At 54.2% G+C, this 16,309-nt stretch carries 14 protein-coding genes; 1 reads left to right on the forward strand and 13 read right to left on the reverse strand.

Features of this window, described 5'->3' with window-relative positions:
• Nucleotides 1-68: 68 nt before the first annotated feature.
• The 3 genes from greA to rsmA all read right to left on the reverse strand — a co-directional run bounded on the left by greA (nt 69) and on the right by rsmA (nt 2,374).
• The gene (gene greA / locus EJ361_RS04925; protein WP_126244243.1) at nt 69-542 is read right to left on the reverse strand and encodes a transcription elongation factor GreA; all 474 of its coding nucleotides are present in this window, start codon (nt 540-542) and stop codon (nt 69-71) included.
• Nucleotides 543-698: 156 nt separating this feature from the next.
• Nucleotides 699-1,625: an NAD(P)-dependent oxidoreductase gene (locus EJ361_RS04930; RefSeq protein ID WP_126244244.1), complete on the reverse strand. Its 927-nt coding sequence runs from the start codon at nt 1,623-1,625 to the stop codon at nt 699-701.
• Nucleotides 1,622-2,374 (reverse strand): 16S rRNA (adenine(1518)-N(6)/adenine(1519)-N(6))-dimethyltransferase RsmA, encoded by a 753-nt coding sequence (gene rsmA, locus EJ361_RS04935; protein ID WP_126244245.1) that lies wholly within the window; start codon nt 2,372-2,374, stop codon nt 1,622-1,624. The genes EJ361_RS04930 and rsmA overlap by 4 nt, the downstream gene beginning before the upstream one ends.
• Before the next feature lie 102 nt (nt 2,375-2,476).
• Between rsmA and pdxA the strand changes: the two genes are divergently transcribed.
• Entirely contained in the window at nt 2,477-3,556 is a 1,080-nt protein-coding gene (gene pdxA, locus EJ361_RS04940) for a 4-hydroxythreonine-4-phosphate dehydrogenase PdxA (protein WP_126244246.1), read from the forward strand.
• On the opposite strand, the gene EJ361_RS04945 is transcribed toward pdxA, so the two are convergent.
• The 10 genes from EJ361_RS04945 to EJ361_RS04990 form a co-directional block, all read right to left on the reverse strand.
• Entirely contained in the window at nt 3,557-4,402 is an 846-nt protein-coding gene (locus EJ361_RS04945; RefSeq protein ID WP_126244247.1) for a class I SAM-dependent methyltransferase, read from the reverse strand.
• An 85-nt stretch (nt 4,403-4,487) separates the two neighbouring features.
• Complete coding sequence (locus EJ361_RS04950) at nt 4,488-4,784, reverse strand: winged helix-turn-helix domain-containing protein (protein WP_126244248.1); 297 nt, start codon at nt 4,782-4,784, stop codon at nt 4,488-4,490.
• Between the two features lie 72 nt (nt 4,785-4,856).
• Nucleotides 4,857-5,495: a hypothetical protein gene (locus EJ361_RS04955; protein ID WP_126244249.1), complete on the reverse strand. Its 639-nt coding sequence runs from the start codon at nt 5,493-5,495 to the stop codon at nt 4,857-4,859.
• A gap of 28 nt (nt 5,496-5,523) precedes the next feature.
• Entirely contained in the window at nt 5,524-7,677 is a 2,154-nt protein-coding gene (locus EJ361_RS04960; protein WP_126244250.1) for a TonB-dependent receptor, read from the reverse strand.
• Between the two features lie 354 nt (nt 7,678-8,031).
• The gene (atpA, locus tag EJ361_RS04965; RefSeq protein ID WP_126244251.1) at nt 8,032-9,609 is read right to left on the reverse strand and encodes a F0F1 ATP synthase subunit alpha; all 1,578 of its coding nucleotides are present in this window, start codon (nt 9,607-9,609) and stop codon (nt 8,032-8,034) included.
• Nucleotides 9,610-9,698: 89 nt separating this feature from the next.
• Nucleotides 9,699-10,259, reverse strand: a complete 561-nt coding sequence (atpH, locus tag EJ361_RS04970; protein ID WP_126244252.1) for an ATP synthase F1 subunit delta — start codon at nt 10,257-10,259, stop codon at nt 9,699-9,701.
• A 23-nt stretch (nt 10,260-10,282) separates the two neighbouring features.
• Nucleotides 10,283-10,765, reverse strand: a complete 483-nt coding sequence (gene atpF, locus EJ361_RS04975) for a F0F1 ATP synthase subunit B (protein WP_240646548.1) — start codon at nt 10,763-10,765, stop codon at nt 10,283-10,285.
• 105 nt (nt 10,766-10,870) lie between these two features.
• Nucleotides 10,871-11,131 (reverse strand): ATP synthase F0 subunit C, encoded by a 261-nt coding sequence (gene atpE, locus EJ361_RS04980; RefSeq protein WP_126244254.1) that lies wholly within the window; start codon nt 11,129-11,131, stop codon nt 10,871-10,873.
• A gap of 39 nt (nt 11,132-11,170) precedes the next feature.
• Complete coding sequence (atpB, locus tag EJ361_RS04985) at nt 11,171-12,292, reverse strand: F0F1 ATP synthase subunit A (RefSeq protein WP_126244255.1); 1,122 nt, start codon at nt 12,290-12,292, stop codon at nt 11,171-11,173.
• A 213-nt stretch (nt 12,293-12,505) separates the two neighbouring features.
• Complete coding sequence (locus EJ361_RS04990; protein WP_126244256.1) at nt 12,506-16,279, reverse strand: DUF3857 domain-containing protein; 3,774 nt, start codon at nt 16,277-16,279, stop codon at nt 12,506-12,508.
• Nucleotides 16,280-16,309 lie beyond the last annotated feature (30 nt).

The following is a 16,309-nucleotide window of genomic DNA, read 5'->3' on the forward strand; positions in this document are numbered from 1 at the left end:
AAGCTACAATATTTGGCATAAAAAAAGGCCCCCGCGCGCGGGGGCCTTTCCTATTATCGCCGCCGCTATTACACGGTGATGTGGTCGATTTTGAAACGGAGCTTGCCGTTGGGGGCCGTAACATCGGCTTCTTCGCCAACTTTCTTGCCCAGCAGACCTTTGCCGATGGGGGAAGTAACAGAGATCTTGCCGAGTTTCAGATCGGCTTCTTTCTCGGAAACCAGCTGGTAAGTGATGGTTTTCTTATTGGCGAGATTGGTAATGGTCACTTTACAGAGGATAGACACTTTGGAAGTATCGATATCGCCCGCTTCCACCACGCGCGCCGTAGCGATGGCGTTTTCCAGCGTGGCGATCTTGGCTTCGTGAAGCCCCTGTGCTTCTTTGGCTGCGTCGTATTCCGCGTTTTCTTTCAAATCCCCTTTCTCACGCGCCTCCGAAATGGCACGCGCAATCTCCGCCCGTCCTTTGGTCTTGAGTTGCGTCAGCTCATCTCTCATCTGGTCAAGGGTCTCTTTGGTAACGTAATTTACGCCAGACATACCTGAATGTTTTAGTTGTATAGAAAAAAAAATTAACGCCCTCGCTTTCGCAAAGACGTCAATTCGTTGTCAGTATTGCAAATATAACTTTTTTTCGTTCGGAACCCTCCCCCCTATCAAATATTAAAATGCTTAATATGGAGGGATTCCCATATGCTACAATCCCAGTTTTTCCAGCACCACTTTCGCCATTTTGATGCTCGCTTCATGGCTGTATCCGGCGATATGCGGGGTTAGCACCGCCCGCGGGTGTTCCAGCAGGAACTGGAACTCGGCTTTCTCGGTTTCGCTGAACGTATCGAGCTTTTCGTTTTCCAGCACGTCGAGCGCCGCGCCGGCGAGGGCGCCGTTTTCCAGGGCTTTCACCACGTCTGCCGTTTTCACGACTTTCCCGCGGGAAGTATTGAGCAGGAACACGGGTTTGCGGAAAGCCCGGAAGAAGGACATGTTCCCCAAATGCCGGGTCTCCTCCGTGAGCGGCAGATGCAAACTCACGATGTCTGCCTCCCTGAAAATGGCTTCCAGCGAAGCTTCCTCCACGAATTCGTCGCCGAAGCCGCTTTTGTATTTGTCGAACGCGAGGATCTTCATGTCGAACCCGCGGAGCCTTTTCGCGAAGGCGCCGCCGGTATGGCCGTAACCAATGATGCCGACGGTTTTCCCGCCCAGTTCCCAGGCCCGGTTGCCGTCGCGCTCCCAAATGCCGTTGCGCAGTTCGAGGTTGCTTTTTAAAAGATTATGCATGAGCATTACCAGCATGCCTACGGCCTGTTCGCCCACGGTATCGCGGTTGCCTTCGGGGCTGCTCGCCAGCCGGATGCCTTTCTCCGCGGCGTATGCCGTATCGATCAGCTCCATCCCCGATCCCAGGCGACCGATCCATTCCAGCTGCGCGGCCCGGTCGAGCATCGCCTTGTCTACCTTGATCCTTGTGGTCACGATCAGCCCGGAAGCCGTGTGGATGGAAGCCGCCAGCTCTTCGTAGGTGATGGAAGGCCGGTAGTCGACCGCAAAGCCCTTCTCCTGTAATTCATTGATCAGATATTCGTGTACTTTGGCCGTGATGATTACTTGCTTGCTCATAACATGTGTTCGGTGAGGGCTACGAAATCAGCTACTGTAAGCTCTTCCGCGCGTTTCGTAAATATGGGTTCCTGTAAATATTCTTTTTTGAACAGTCCTTTCAAAGGGTTGCGCAACTGCTTGCGGCGCTGGCCGAAGGCGGTTTTCACCAGGAGGGTGAATTTCTTCCAGTTCTTCACTTCGTAGGGCGTTTCGAGCCGGGTGCAGCGGATGACGCCGGATTTGACTTTCGGCGGCGGGTTGAAGCAGTTTTCGTGTACATCGAACAGGTATTCGATCCTGTACTCCGCCTGCAGCAATACGCTGAGGATGCCGTATTCCTTGTTCCCGTGCCCCGCGGCAATGCGCTGCGCCACTTCTTTCTGGAACATGCCCACCACAAGAGGTATCTGCTCCTTCCAGTCGAGCACGCGGAACATGATCTGGGTGGAGATGTTGTAGGGGAAATTGCCGATGATGGCGAACGGCCCGGTGAAGGGAGCCGCCATTTCCAGGAAACTTTCGTTGATGATCCTGCCGGTGATGGCGGGGAATGTTTTTTCGAGGTACTGGACCTTTTCGGTATCGAGTTCCACGGCTTTGAAGGCGATGTCCGGGATCTCCAGCAGGTATTTGGTGATGGCGCCGGCACCGGGGCCCACTTCCAGCAGCTGCATCCCCGGCGTAACGGGCAATGCCTCCACGATCTTGCGGCACATGTTCTCGTCTTTGAGGAAATGTTGGCCTAATGACTTTTTCAGCGTATACATGGAACAGAATAAGCTGCAAATTTAAGGAATCCCCGGCAGTTTGCCCCCGGGGGCCTATCTGTCAACTATAACACGTATATTTGTTGGATATTTCGTTTACTCATGAGCTCAGCAAACGCACATACGCACCGCCCCGTTATCGGGATCTCCGCAGGAGACCTGAACAGCATCGGCCTGGAGATCATCATCAAGACTTTTGCCGACAGCCGGATGCTTGAATTGTGCACCCCCGTGGTTTTCGCTTCCAACAAAGCGATCAATTTCTACCGAAAACTGCTCAACGAGAACAATTTCAATTACCAGAGCATCAAGGATTTCACCAAACTGAACCCCAAACAGGTGAGCGTTTTCAACTGCTGGGAAGAAGAAGTCCAGATCACGCCCGGCATTTTGAACGAAACCGGCGGCAAATACGCCGCCCGCTCCCTCGCGGTAGCCGTGGAAAGCCTCAAGGCCAAACAGATCGAAGGCCTCGTGACCGCTCCCATCCATAAAAAGAACATCCAGTCGAAGGATTTCGACTTCACCGGCCATACCCCCTACCTCCGCAATGCCTTTAACAGCAAGGATGTCCTCATGTTCATGACGGCAGACAATATGCGTGTGGGCCTGCTTAGCGAGCATGTTCCCGTTTCGGAAGTCGCCAAATATGTGACCAAGGAAAACATCCTCGCCAAGATCGCCATGATGAAAGACAGCCTCGTGCGCGATTTCGGGATCGACAATCCGCGCATCGCCGTACTGGGCCTCAATCCGCATGCGGGAGACGAGGGTTTGATCGGCAACGAGGAAATCCAGCAGATCGCCCCGGCCATCCGCGAAGCCAAGCAGCGCGGCACTTTGACCTTCGGCCCCTATAGTGCAGACGCCTTCTTCGCCCGCGAAATGTACACGAAGTTCGACGGCGTGCTGGCCATGTATCACGACCAGGGCCTCATCCCCTTCAAATCCCTCGCCAGCGGCGAAGGCATCAACTACACCGCCGGCCTCCCCATCGTACGTACCTCGCCCGACCATGGCACCGCCTTCGATATCGCAGGTAAAAACATGGCAGACGAAGCCTCGTTCCGGCAAGCCGTGTATTCCTGCCTCGACATCATCGCCCAGCGCAAGGAATACGCGGAAAACACCCGCAATCCCCTGAAGAAAACGGAGATCGCTTCGGAAAGAGGCGCCGTATAATCAGAGGTAAAAAGCGGTCATCTCCATAAATCCTTCCCCGTCTTCGTAGAACAGCTCATTTCGGCCGTTCAGCTTGAATTCTATGTCCTGCAGCGAGTCTATGCCGGCCACATCGCCATGCAGCAACTCCACCAGCCGGAAAATCTCCCGGCGCTCGTACTGGTACGTGCTTCCCCCGATGAATTTTTCGATCCGTGCCTTCAGGTCGCGCAGCATAGGCTGCTGGGCCACGGGCACCTTATGCTCGGGCAACAGGTAATCCATGAGCACTACATTCGTTTTGTTCGGCGTCCGGAAAGTCTGCATCGTATTGAGGAACAATTCGTCGGGAATATAGTGGATGATGCCCTCGAAGATGACGACGGCGGGCTCTTCGGTAGAATACCCCGCATCCCGGAGTTTATCCAGCAGATGCAGGGTATCCGTTATATCCGCCTGAATGAAATGCAGGGCCGGTTCGCCCGGCAGCAGCCGGGCATACAGCGAGGATTTCACGGGCATATGCACCGCGTCTACTTCATAAATCCGGCTGATGGCCTGATGGTGGCGTTCCAGCAAATACAGCGAAATCGGGTCGAGGCCGGCGCCGAGAATACAGACCTGGACGGGCTTACCGTCTTGCAGGTACGTTTCCAGCAAATGGCGGACAAATCGCTTGCGGTACAATACCACCGTGGAGAAATGCGGCCAGGCGCCCTGGATCCCGGAAGAGAGCTCCCGTACGTCGCCGAAATCGAGCAGGTCGTAATACTGACCGGCGATACCGGAGTCGTACAAAGACCGGGTTTGCAGCAAAACGAGCGCAGAAGTGGGCGCCACTTTCAGTTTGTGATCCAGCAGTTCCATCGCGTGCCTTTTAAGGTTTCTAAACCGCCCCGGGCGGACGTTAAAGATACCAAGCAACGCTGCATCGGCCCGTCAGTCCCAAATTTCAGGACTTCCCGCCGGTATGGAAATAGGATTTGATGGAGCGAATGTAATTCTCGAATGCCGCCGATCCTTTTTCGGTGACGCGGCAAATGGTTTGGGGGTAATTATCCTTGAACTGCTTCGTGACTTCGATGTATTCCGCTTCCTTCAGCTTATTGATCTGCACGCTGAGATTCCCCGCCGTGGCGTTGGTCAACTCCTTCAGCACGGTAAATTCCGCATCTTTCTCCCGCATCAGCACCGACATCACTGCCAGCCGCAACTGCGAATGTAAAACCGGGTCCAGTTCTTTAAACACGTTTCACGATTGTTTGGATTACTAAAAAATTACGGGCGGAATCAGCGCTTCCGCCCGTAAAGTATAAAAAAATCAGGGATTCATTTTCAGCAATTCCTTCGTATAGGCTTCACCCCAGCGCGGCGCGATGTCGCTGTCCGGTTTGAACGCCGTGAATTTCTGCAATGCCACGTTCAGCAGTTCTTTCCCTTTCGATTTGCTGCCGCCGAAAGCTTCGGGCGTGAACATGAGGTTTTGGCCCTGCAGCAAATACACGCGCGGGTTTTCGGGATTCTGCGCCTTCGCTTTTTCCAGCAGTTCGGCGGATTCGGTGCCGAATCTGGCGCCACGCGTCATGGGGTCTACCGCGATGCGGGAAACAGCGATGAGCGATAGCAGGCACGACAATTCGGAATCCGCACCTTTCAATGCCACGGCTTTTTCTGCCAGCAATGCGGCTTTGTCGGAAATGGGGTCCACCTTGGTTTTGTCTTGCGTCATGAAAGCTTCGTTCACCAGGCAATAAGCGGCATAATAATACGGCAGCCATTGGGTTTGCTCCGCGTTGGCAATGCGCTCGAAAGTGTTGCTGAGGGCGTTGAGCGACGCAGGATTGAAGGTGCTGGCACTGTCTAGCAACCCTACCTGTTGCTTCATGGCGGCCTGGTAACGGTCTTGCGCATTGGCCGTAGCAACGGCGAAAAGCAGTAAATAGGCGAGAATGGATTTCATATTTGAATATTGAGGGTTGATGATGAAATTATTGACGGTCGATCATTTCCTGCCGGCGGTCGATGCCGAAGCTCATGAACATGCCCAGGAAAAAGAACCTCGGCGCCATGGGCCCTACCATGCTTCTGCGCATCTTGTCCGACGAATAGCGCCAGCCATACTGCTGCTCGTTCCCGATCACATTGGACATCGTGAACACGAATACCGTGAACGCCTTGCCAACGGTGGTCAGGTAGTTGACGTTGATGCCGAGCGTGTTGAGGTTGCGCGTTCGGTCGGTCATGAACTCGCTCTGCGGACGGTTCGGATTGTAATACGGCCGTCCCGTAGCAAAGGTGTATGTGGCGCCCAGGTTGAGCATCCAGTCGGGAATGAAATGTTTGTAGACCAACGTGGCCGTATGTTCCGCCGCGAAGTCGGGCTGCACTTCATACGGGAAGTTCAGGTGATCGCGCTTCGTATCGAGCCAGGAATAGGAAATCCAGTAGTCGGCGTTCTTGATGAGTTTTTTATCGCGCCAGAAAAGCTCCGCTCCTTTCGCATAGCCTTTACCGTTATTGCTGTACGAGGGAACGGTTTTGATCAGATCGCGGTATTGTTTGTAGAATACTTCCGTCCTGAATACGCGGAACTGGGAAATATGCTGGTAGCTGGCGATGTAGTGCGTGGCGCGCATGTAGCCGAGGTTGCGATCGAAGCGGAGATACTGCGGCTCCGGTTTCTGGTAAAACTCGCCGTATGCCAGGGCCACCTGGCTTTTGGCATTGAGTTTATAGGCGAGCGATGCGCGCGGGGCGATGTTGGGGGAACGGAGCAGCGAGGAATATTCGTACCGGGAGCCGAGCCGGCCTACGAACCGCGGGGTGATGTACACGTCCGCTTCCGCGAAAGACGCGGTGTAGCTGTCTACGAAATCCGCTTCGAAGTGATTGAATTTCGATGCTTCCGTTCCGTATTGATATTCGCTGCCGAGGCGGAGCACGGAGAATTTGCCAAGGTTTTTCGACAGCACGGCCCGGAACTGAGAAAGGTCTTGCCGGGTCTTGATGCGCGTGGGCTCCGGTTGTTTGCCGAGCGTGTCCATGGTAATTCGGTCGCGGTTGGTGCTGTAGGAAGTTCCCAGCTGGATCTTCCAGCCGTTGCCCAGGCTTTCTTTCCAGGAAACGTTGGTGTAGACGAACTGGTTGTTGAGCCGGAATTCTTCCTTCGACCCGGGATACTCCAGGCTTTCGCCTTTGAATCCGAATCGCCCGGCGGTGCCCATGACGAAGATTTTCAGCATGCCGTTCTTCGAGGTTTTGATGCGGTAGTTGCCCGATGCGTTCAGGTATTCGGGCGCTACAACCGGCTCCTGTTTCTGCTTCATGATCTTGAAGTAGGGCCAGAGATTGGTGTAATCCATTTCGAAGCCGTAGCCTTTCTTTTTGTCTTTCGACAGTTTATCGATGCCGACAGACGGCCCTACAGACCCGATGCCCATGGTGTAGGAAGATCGTTCCGGCAGGTCGATGGATTCGAGGACGAGCGCGGAGCTGAGGCCCTGGCCGTATTGCGCGGAATAGCCGCCGCTGCTGAAGGTGGTGCCTTTGAAGAGGAACGGCGAGAACCGGCCGCGCGCGGCGAAGTCGGGCATACCGCTGGTGAACGGGTTGCGGACGAGCATGCCGTCTATGAAAGTTTGCGTTTCGTAGCCGGTGCCCCCGCGTACGAAGAGGCCTTCCTTCTCACCTACCTGCTGCGCGCCGGGCAGGGTTTTGAGCGCGCTCACGATGTCTGCGTTGGCGCCGGCGGTGGTCACGATATCGAGGGGTTTGAGGACGGTGTTCTTCTTTTCGTCGCTGGCTTCGAAGCTGCCGGCCGAGATGGTGACCATTTTCAGTTCGTTCACGGTTTCTTTCAGGACGAGCAGCAGGGGGGCGCTGGAGGAAAGGTCCGCTTTCACTTCGATGGAAGCGAAGCCGGCGAGTGTGGCGGTGATGAGGCGTTCTCCCTTTTCTGAAGTGGTAAAGGAAAAACTGCCGTCTTTCGCGGAGGTGGCGCCGTCGTAACTCCCGACCAGGGAGATGTTCACGCCTGCCAGGGGCTTCTTGCGGGCGTCGGTCACTTTACCGGCGACCACGGTCTGCGCCTGCATAGCCAGGGGGAACAGCAGGCAAACCAGGGGAAGGAATAGCTTGTACATATAAGGTTAGGTCAGAATGATGGATCAAAACTAATTTAGTTTACATTATAAACCAAACTATTTTTCAAATTAAATTACATGTTAAAACATATATCTGCTGGGCAGAACGGGAAAGATGAAGGGAGTGACACAACGGAGGCCGGGCCGAGTTCCATCCGCCGGCCAACACTTATGCCGCTCCGTTCCTTCCGCACCGGGCAAAATTATCGAACCATTTTCACATACTTAAATCTGTTGATTTGCAGGGATGTGGCAAAAAAAACCTCCGCTGGCGGATGAAAAACGAACGGAAGGTGACGACAAAAAAAGGCCCTCCGCAAGCGGAGGGCCTTTACAAACTATATGCGCTATGGCTTAAGCGAAGCGGGGCTTCAGCTCGTCGGCCAGTGCAACCATTTTCTTGATGCCTTCTTCGGGCAGGTTACCTTTCTTGAATTCACCGAGCACTTCGGGCAGGCGAACTTCCATTTCGTGCAGGAAGGCGTCCTGGAAAGCGGCTACGTTCTTCACGGGCACTTCACGGAGCAGGCCGTTGGTACCGAGGTAGATGATCGCTACCTGTTTTTCAACAGAGAACGGGCTGAACTGCGGCTGTTTCAGGATTTCCACGTTACGGGCACCTTTGTCCAGAACGGATTTGGTAGCCGCGTCGAGGTCGCCGCCGAATTTGGAGAAGGCTTCCATTTCGCGGTACATCGCCTGGTCGAGTTTCAGGGTACCGGATACTTTCTTCATCGACTTGATCTGGGCGTTACCACCTACGCGGGATACGGAGATACCTACGTTGATCGCAGGACGGATACCGGCGTTGAACAGGTTGTTTTCGAGGAAGATCTGTCCGTCGGTGATGGAGATCACGTTCGTGGGGATGTATGCGGATACGTCACCAGCCTGTGTTTCGATGATCGGCAGGGCGGTCAGGGAACCACCGCCTTTCACGAGGTGTTTGATAGACTCGGGGAGGTCGTTCATCTGCCTGGCGATATCGTCTTTCGCGATCACTTTCGCGGCGCGTTCGAGGAGGCGGCTGTGCAGGTAGAATACGTCACCGGGGTACGCTTCACGTCCGGGAGGACGGCGGAGCAGCAGGGACACCTCACGGTAAGCTACGGCTTGTTTGGACAGGTCATCGTAAATGATCAGCGCCGGGCGGCCGGTGTCGCGGAAGAATTCACCGATGGCTGCGCCAGCGAACGGAGCGTAGAACTGGAGGGGAGCCGGATCGGCAGCGGAAGCTGCAACGATGGTGGTGTAGGCCATGGCGCCGCTTTCCTGCAGCGTTTTCATCACACCGGCAACGGTGGATGCTTTCTGGCCGATGGCTACGTATATGCAATACACGGGTTTGCCCGCGTCGAAAAATTCTTTCTGATTGATGATGGCGTCGATGCAGATGGCGGTTTTACCGGTCTGGCGGTCACCGATTACCAGCTCACGCTGGCCGCGGCCGATGGGGATCATGGCGTCGATCGCCTTGATACCGGTTTGCATGGGTTCCTTTACCGGTTCGCGGTAGATTACACCGGGAGCTTTACGTTCCAGGGGCATTTCGTACAGTTCGCCGGTGATGGGGCCTTTACCGTCGATCGGTTCGCCGAGGGTATTTACCACGCGGCCAACGAGGCCTTCGCCTACTTTGATGGAGGCGATCTGGCCGGTGCGGCGAACGGTGTCTCCTTCCTTGATAGCGGTGGATTCACCCATCAGTACCACACCCACGTTGTCTTCTTCCAGGTTCAGCGCGATTGCTTTTACGCCGTTCTCGAATTCCACGAGTTCACCGGAGCGAACGTTGTTCAGGCCATATACACGGGCGATACCGTCACCCACCTGCAGTACCGTGCCTACTTCTTCCAGTTCCGCGGAAGCGTTGAAGTTGCTCAGTTGCTGGCGAAGTATCGCCGAAATTTCATCTGGTTTAATATCAACCATCGTTATGATTTTTTAAAGAGTCGTTAAGGTTTGTTGTTATAACGACAACAGCTTTGCGATTACGCAGCGGCTGCTGTTAAATTGCTTGGTTAGCGGATTTCGGAAACGTAAATGTTCTTGAGGAACTGTTTCTTGATATCCTTCAGGTCGCGCAGGACGGAAGCGTCGAACAGTTCGTTGCCGGTTTCGAGGACGAAGCCGCCGATCAGTTCGGGATCTACTGCTGTTTCCAGTTCCACTTTGCGGCCGGCGGAGGTTTCCACCTTGTCGCGGATGAGGTTCAGCAGCTGTGCTTCGAGCGGGGCGGCGGAAATCAGTTTCACGCGAACGATGCCTTTGAGGGCATTGTACTGCTTTTCGAACTCCCCGGCGATCTCGGCCAGCACGCTTTCGCGGCCTTTGAGCGTTACCAGGCGGATGAACGCGGAAGTGATGCCGCTGATCTTACCGTCGAGGATGGCGCCCATGATCTTGATCTTCTTATCGGCCTTGATGATGGGGCTGCGGAGCAGCGCAACCACGTCGGCATTGCTGCGGGTGATGGACTGGAGCAGGAGCATGTCGCCATGCACGGCTTCCAGTTCGTTCTTGGCCACCGCCAGGTCGATCAGCGATTTCGCATACCTGTTTGCTAAACGGGGATTCTGCATATTCTTTTATTCAGCCGTTTTAATTAGTTCAGTTTGATTTCGCCGGCCAGTTGCTTGATGTAAGCTTCCTGGTTGGTTTTGTCGGACAGCTCTTTGCGCAGCACTTTTTCCGCTACTTCGATCACGAGGGTGCCTACCTGGTTTTTAACGTCGGTGAGGGCGGCCATTTTCTGGTTCTCGATGGCTACGGAAGCTTCCGCGATGATTTTTTTGGCTTCGGCCTGTGCTTGTTCCTTGGCTTCGCGAATGATCTGCTCTTTGGCGTCTTTCGCTTCTTTCAGGATAGCGCTGCGTTCGGCTTTCGCTTCGGCCAGCACATGTTCGTGCTCGGCTTTCATTTGCGCCATTTCCTCTTTCACGCGCTCAGCGGTGGCGATGGAGTCGGAGATGGAATCTTCCCTTTCTTTCAGAACTGCCAGGATAGGCTTCCAGGCAAACTTCACGAGGATCCACAGAACGATCAGGAAAATGATGAAAGAGATGGTGAATAAGCCTAATTGAGGCATCAACAAATCCATATATAATAATATTTATGCGTTGAGATGGTTCGGAAAATTGAATTTACTGCATCTTTTGCCCTTTGCGCCAGATGCAGTAAAAAGTTTCTGCGATTACAGTACTACCGCCAGCAGACCCGCGATAACGCCGAACAGGGCAACACCCTCTACCAGCGCCGCAGCCAGGATCATGTTAGCACGGATGTCGTTAGCAGCTTCGGGCTGACGAGCGATGGATTCCAGCGCGCTCTTACCGATGTTACCTACACCGATACCAGCTGCGATAGCAGCAATACCAGCACCAACAGCACCACCAGCTTTAGCCAGGCCAGAAGCGGATTCAGCAGCCTGCATCATTACAGTTAAAAGTTCCATGATGAATTGTGTATTTGAATTTTAGATTAAACGTTGTTATTAATGGTGATGACCGCCCTGGTGTTCCATGGCCTGACCGATGAATACAGCGGTAAGGTTGGCAAAGATGAACGCCTGGATGAAAGCCACCAGCAGTTCCAGCATCATCATCACGATGTTGAACACGATCGTGATAGGCAGGAAGCCGTAACCGGCAACTTTATTCAGCGAACCGAATATGAACACGAGGGAGATAATGCTCAGGATGATGATGTGCCCCGCCAGGATGTTGGCGAAAAGCCGGATCATGAGGGAAACCGGTTTGGTGAACACACCGATCAGCTCCACCGGCGCCAGGATGATCTTCACGCCGCCCGGTACGGGAGGGTTGAAGATGTGCGCCCAGAAGTGGCGGTTCGTAGCCGCCATCATCGCGATGAAGGAAATCAGCGCCAGCGCCGCCGTTACCGCGATGTTACCGGTTACGTTGGCAGAACCCGGCAGCAGGCCCAGCAGGTTGTTGATGAGAATGAAGAAGAAGATGGTCAGGATGAAAGGAACGTACTTTTCACCTTTCGCGCCCGGGATGTTGGGGCGTACCACTTCGTCGCGCATGAAGATGATCACCGGCTCGATGAGGCTCTGGAAGCCTTTCGGAGCCTGGCGGTGGCCACGTACGCGGTAAGCCTTGGCTACATTGAGCATCAGGACCACCAGGAGCACCGCTGCGAAGAGCATGGATGCAATGTTCTTGGTGATAGACCAGTCGTAGATCTTCTGGCCGGTCGGATTGTCGTTCGCATCCACCTCGATGATGCTGCCTTCAGGATACTGGGCGGCGGTCAGGTGGTGAGACGCGAGGTAATGCGCGTCCACCAGGCGGTACCCGTCGTACGCGTCATGCCCGTGGTGGAACCTGGAGGAAGAAAACATCGAAACGCCACGCACCGGGTTATAGATAATAACCGGGAGCGGAGCCGTCAGGTGAAAATCGCCCACGTCCAGCAAGTGCCAGTCGTGCGCATCCTTCACGTGTCCGAGGATGACTTCCTTCGCATTAAAACCTTTCTTTTCTTCATGGCCGTCTGATGCTTGGGCCGTGGTAATTGTGCCGGAAACGGTGATGAAAAACACCGTTATCAGGGCTACCAGCTTATATTTGAACCGATTCAAGGAAAACACAGTTTTCTGAAATTTTGTGCAAAGGTAACCGATTTTACATTAAATAGTATGAGGCATCAAAAAAACTGACGAGGATCATATCCACATGCCCCCGCACTCCCAACCCGTTCATAATCAATCCTAAAAAAGGAAAGGGCACCCCGGCCCGGGGTGCCCTCCTACTTCTTTGCGTACCGCTTGATGGTATTTTACCGCCGCGCAGGCGCAATAGCGTTATTTAAAGGAAATGTATTTCTGTTCCTTTTCTACGATCTTATTAAAAAAAGTCCTCATGCCTGCAAAAGCGGCCGGCGCGATCTCCGCCCCGGTATCCGCCTGGAACGTCCGCGTCACTTTCAGCCGCCCCGGCGCAACTTTCTCATATGCAATCCCGTACCGCATCCCCTGGAACTGTTCTTCCATGTTCCCCGGCACCTGGTCGAACACTTTCCCTTCCGGCAGCTCGATCGTCAACTCCGTCACATATTTATCGGTATTCTCATAAGACCAATACTGGAAAGGGTACTTCCGCTCTTCATCGGTAAAAATATGCTGTGTGGCCACCGCTTCCATGAACGCCGGGCGCAGCATGCTGAAATCGCCCACATTCACCACTTCGTTCCTGACAAGGAAGTCGCAGCTCCAATGCACCGTATCCGAATCGCCTTCCAGGTCCCGGAACGCGTATTTACCCAGTTCAACATGGTTCTTGAAACCATACCCCACATGCTCCCGGACGGTTTCGCGCTCCTCGTCGGGCGCCTTGTGCAGGTAGCGCTCACGGAACATGGCGGCGAGGTTGCCGGTGGCTTCACAGCTGGTATTCACCTGTACATCCGCCGATTGGATTTTGACATGCACCTTCCGGGTGAGCGTGGTATTGGATTTGCCTCCGGGAACGGATTGCAGCGAAGCGGGCTGCTTTTCGTATTTATAGGGCACGCTCAGCATCTGCGCCATTTTCACCGTTTGCGGCAGGGTGCCGAAAGGCAGGTAACGGTCTGTCAGTTCCAGGAAATTATCCTTCCCGTCTGCCTGGTATTGCACGATGCAATGGTTGAATTCCATGCTGGGCAGCGAAATACCCTGCGTTCCGTTGTTGCGTGTATTGACCAGTACAAGGTTCGCGGGCAGCTGGGCTTTGTGCGCGAAGGCGAGGAAGAGGGCGCTCATGTCCTTGCAATCTCCCAGGCGGGTGGCCAGCGTTTTCCCGGCGCGCTGGGGCACGTAGGCGCCCTGGCGGAACGAAACGGAACTATACCCGATATTATCCCCGATATATTGATAAATCCTGCGGGCCCTTTCCGTGGCCGAAAGCCCGGCAGTGCCTTTCGGGAACACTTCGCCGTAAGCCATATTCAGATCGTAATCTTCACGGCTTTGCATGCGGGTGATGTCGCTGTACCATTCACTGATATCGTTCCAGGATTTCACGGTGCTCACGGTCAGTACCTCCCCGAAGTCGCCCAGCGAGGGCATATACGGCTCGGATTTGAAGGCGGGCACGTTACTGCGCTCCCAGGTATAGAGCTTGAACTCGTCTGCCTGCCTGATGTCCGGCTTGAAACCGGGATTGTTGCGCAGGTTGTATTGCAGCGGCACGCCTTCTGCGCAGAGCACGCTGTAGCGGGCGTATTTGGTAGGCACATTGGCGGAGAAATAAAAATCGTCCCAGAATTCGCGGCCCATTCGCCCGATGCCGTAGCTGTTCACTTTATAGTGATAAAAGATGGCATCGCCGGGTTCCAGCTTCGCATATACCACCTGGTTCTGGTAGGTTTCAGCGGGGATTTTGCTGCCGTTGGCTTTCACTACTTCGGCTTTCAGGATCGTCATATTGTCGTACACGCTGTTATACGGCAGGCTTAACTCTTTCCAGCGTTCGATCCCGCTATTGTTGCGCACGTATACCGCGGTCTTCACTTCGCGCTCGCTGGCGCCGTCGGCATACAGCACCACATTCTTCTCGTCGAAAATATAGCTGGAAGCATAGGCGGTATCCGCCGGTTTCTTCAATGCGTCCTGGATGCGGGCGTAATGGTCGCCGCCGGCGAAGTAGGTGAACACATCCTTCTTCCCCTCCAGGGTGCGGATCTGGCGGCGGTAATTATCCATCCCCGCATGCAGGGCCAGCGCCTTCCTGAAGTATTCCAGCGCCTTGTCCGTATTATTCTGCTGCAGATAGCAATAGGCGATATCTCCGGCCGCTTTATGATAGTACGGGGAAATGCTGCGCAGTTTTTCCAGGTAAGTGATGGCGGAATCGTACTGCTGGCGCGAGAAATAATAGCCGGAGATCTTTTCGTAAGGGTTCATGGAATACCCGGAAAAATCGAACATCTTCCGATAAATCGCCTCCCCCTTTTCCAGATCGCCCTTGCTCATGTAAGACTTTATCAAGCGGTTGTACAATTCTTCATTGTAATTGCCGGCCAGGTACTTTTCCATCATATCGATGGCCAGATCGGGCTTGCGGTCCATTTCGGCAGCCTTGTAGCAAAGCATGGACAGAATCTGTACTTCGTCCGGGAACGCTTTGTGGCCTTCTTCGAGCAGGAGGAACATGCTATCCAGCTTCTCCTGGTAAGCGATGGCCGTGATGCGCTTCACCATGGTGCTGGCGGTTTTCCGGCCTATAATCTTATCCATCTTATCGATCATCGCCACCGCGCCGGTATAATCTTTCTCTTCCAGCAGCCGGTCTACTTCCAGATTCATGATCCAGTAGTTGTCGGGCAGCATCGTTTTCAGCTTTTCCAGCAATTCGCGCAGTTCGGTGGTGTTGTGGCCGCCGTTGAGGTTGATGTAATACTGGAGCAGCAGCAGTCCGCAATCCGGGTACTTTTTCAGGACGGGCTGCAGCACGGCTTTTGCCTTATCATACTCCGCGTTGCGGGCGTAGACGCAACCCAGGAGCAGGGGGTTGACGAGGTCGGCGGGCTTTTGGGCGATCAGGTCTTTGAAATATGCTTCGGCAAAATGGGGAATGAGTTTTACGGGCGCGGCAGACATGTCTTTCCGATAGTCTTTCGGTTCGCTGACGCTCTTCAGACCCGCTACCGGATTGTAATTTTCGTCGGTAAACCTCACGAGGAAGTTCGACCGGGCGCCTGCTCCCGTATAACCCAGCTGTACCAGCACGCGATTATAGCCTTTGTTGAGTTTGCAGCGTACTTTCCAGTAATCGAGCTCCGTCACTTTTTCTTCCGGTTCGCCTATCAGCTGGCGGTCGTTCAGCCAAAGCTTGAAGGCGCCGCTGCCGCCGAGGCAGAGGATCACTTCCTGGTCGGCCGGCGATTCCACGAAAGTCTGCATATACCCGATCCCGCTGCCGGAATTAAAGTATATGAAGGGAAGCACCCAGCCCTGCTGGCTCTCAACCGCAGGGGTGAACCAGTCGATGGTGGTATTGTTGTATGCGTTGAACCCTTTGCCTTTCGCTACTTCGGTGATGGGGCCATAGGGCTTGTCGAACCCGCTGCCGTTGATGTTATCGAAAGTGCCGACGTACTGCCAGTTGATAATGCTTCCCATTTTGGGATAGAGCTGGCTGGCGAGGGCGGTTTTGTTGCTGAACACGTAATGCGCGCTTTTAAAGTAGTTCGCGGCGGCGCGCATGGAACCGTTGAAGCCGGGGTTTTCCAGCACATAGTCCACATTGGCGAGCCGTACGGCGTCTTTCTTGCCGTAGCTGCCCAGCACCCCTTCGTTGAACCAAAGGGCGTACCAATAAGGATTGGGATCGCTGAACCGGCGTGCGGGATTGTTGTGTTTTGAAATGATGTCTTCGCCGAAACCTTCGTTGTTTTCCAGCAACATCAGGGTGGCGAGCGCGCTGTTGCGGTTTTCGCTTTGGTTGACGGCCTTTTGCAGGAGGGCTTTAGCTTTCGCGAAGTCATTCTTCAGGATCGCCTCCCAGGCTTTTTCATAATCTCCGGCGAATGCGGCCGTGGGCGCCAGGGCCCAGAACAGGCATGCTAACAAACAGCCATGCAATTTTTTTCTCATGGTACAGGGTATGGGATTTAAATTCTGCGG

The organism is Chitinophaga rhizosphaerae (assembly GCF_003958645.1).
In the GTDB taxonomy this organism is placed as follows: Bacteria; Bacteroidota; Bacteroidia; order Chitinophagales; family Chitinophagaceae; genus Chitinophaga; species Chitinophaga rhizosphaerae.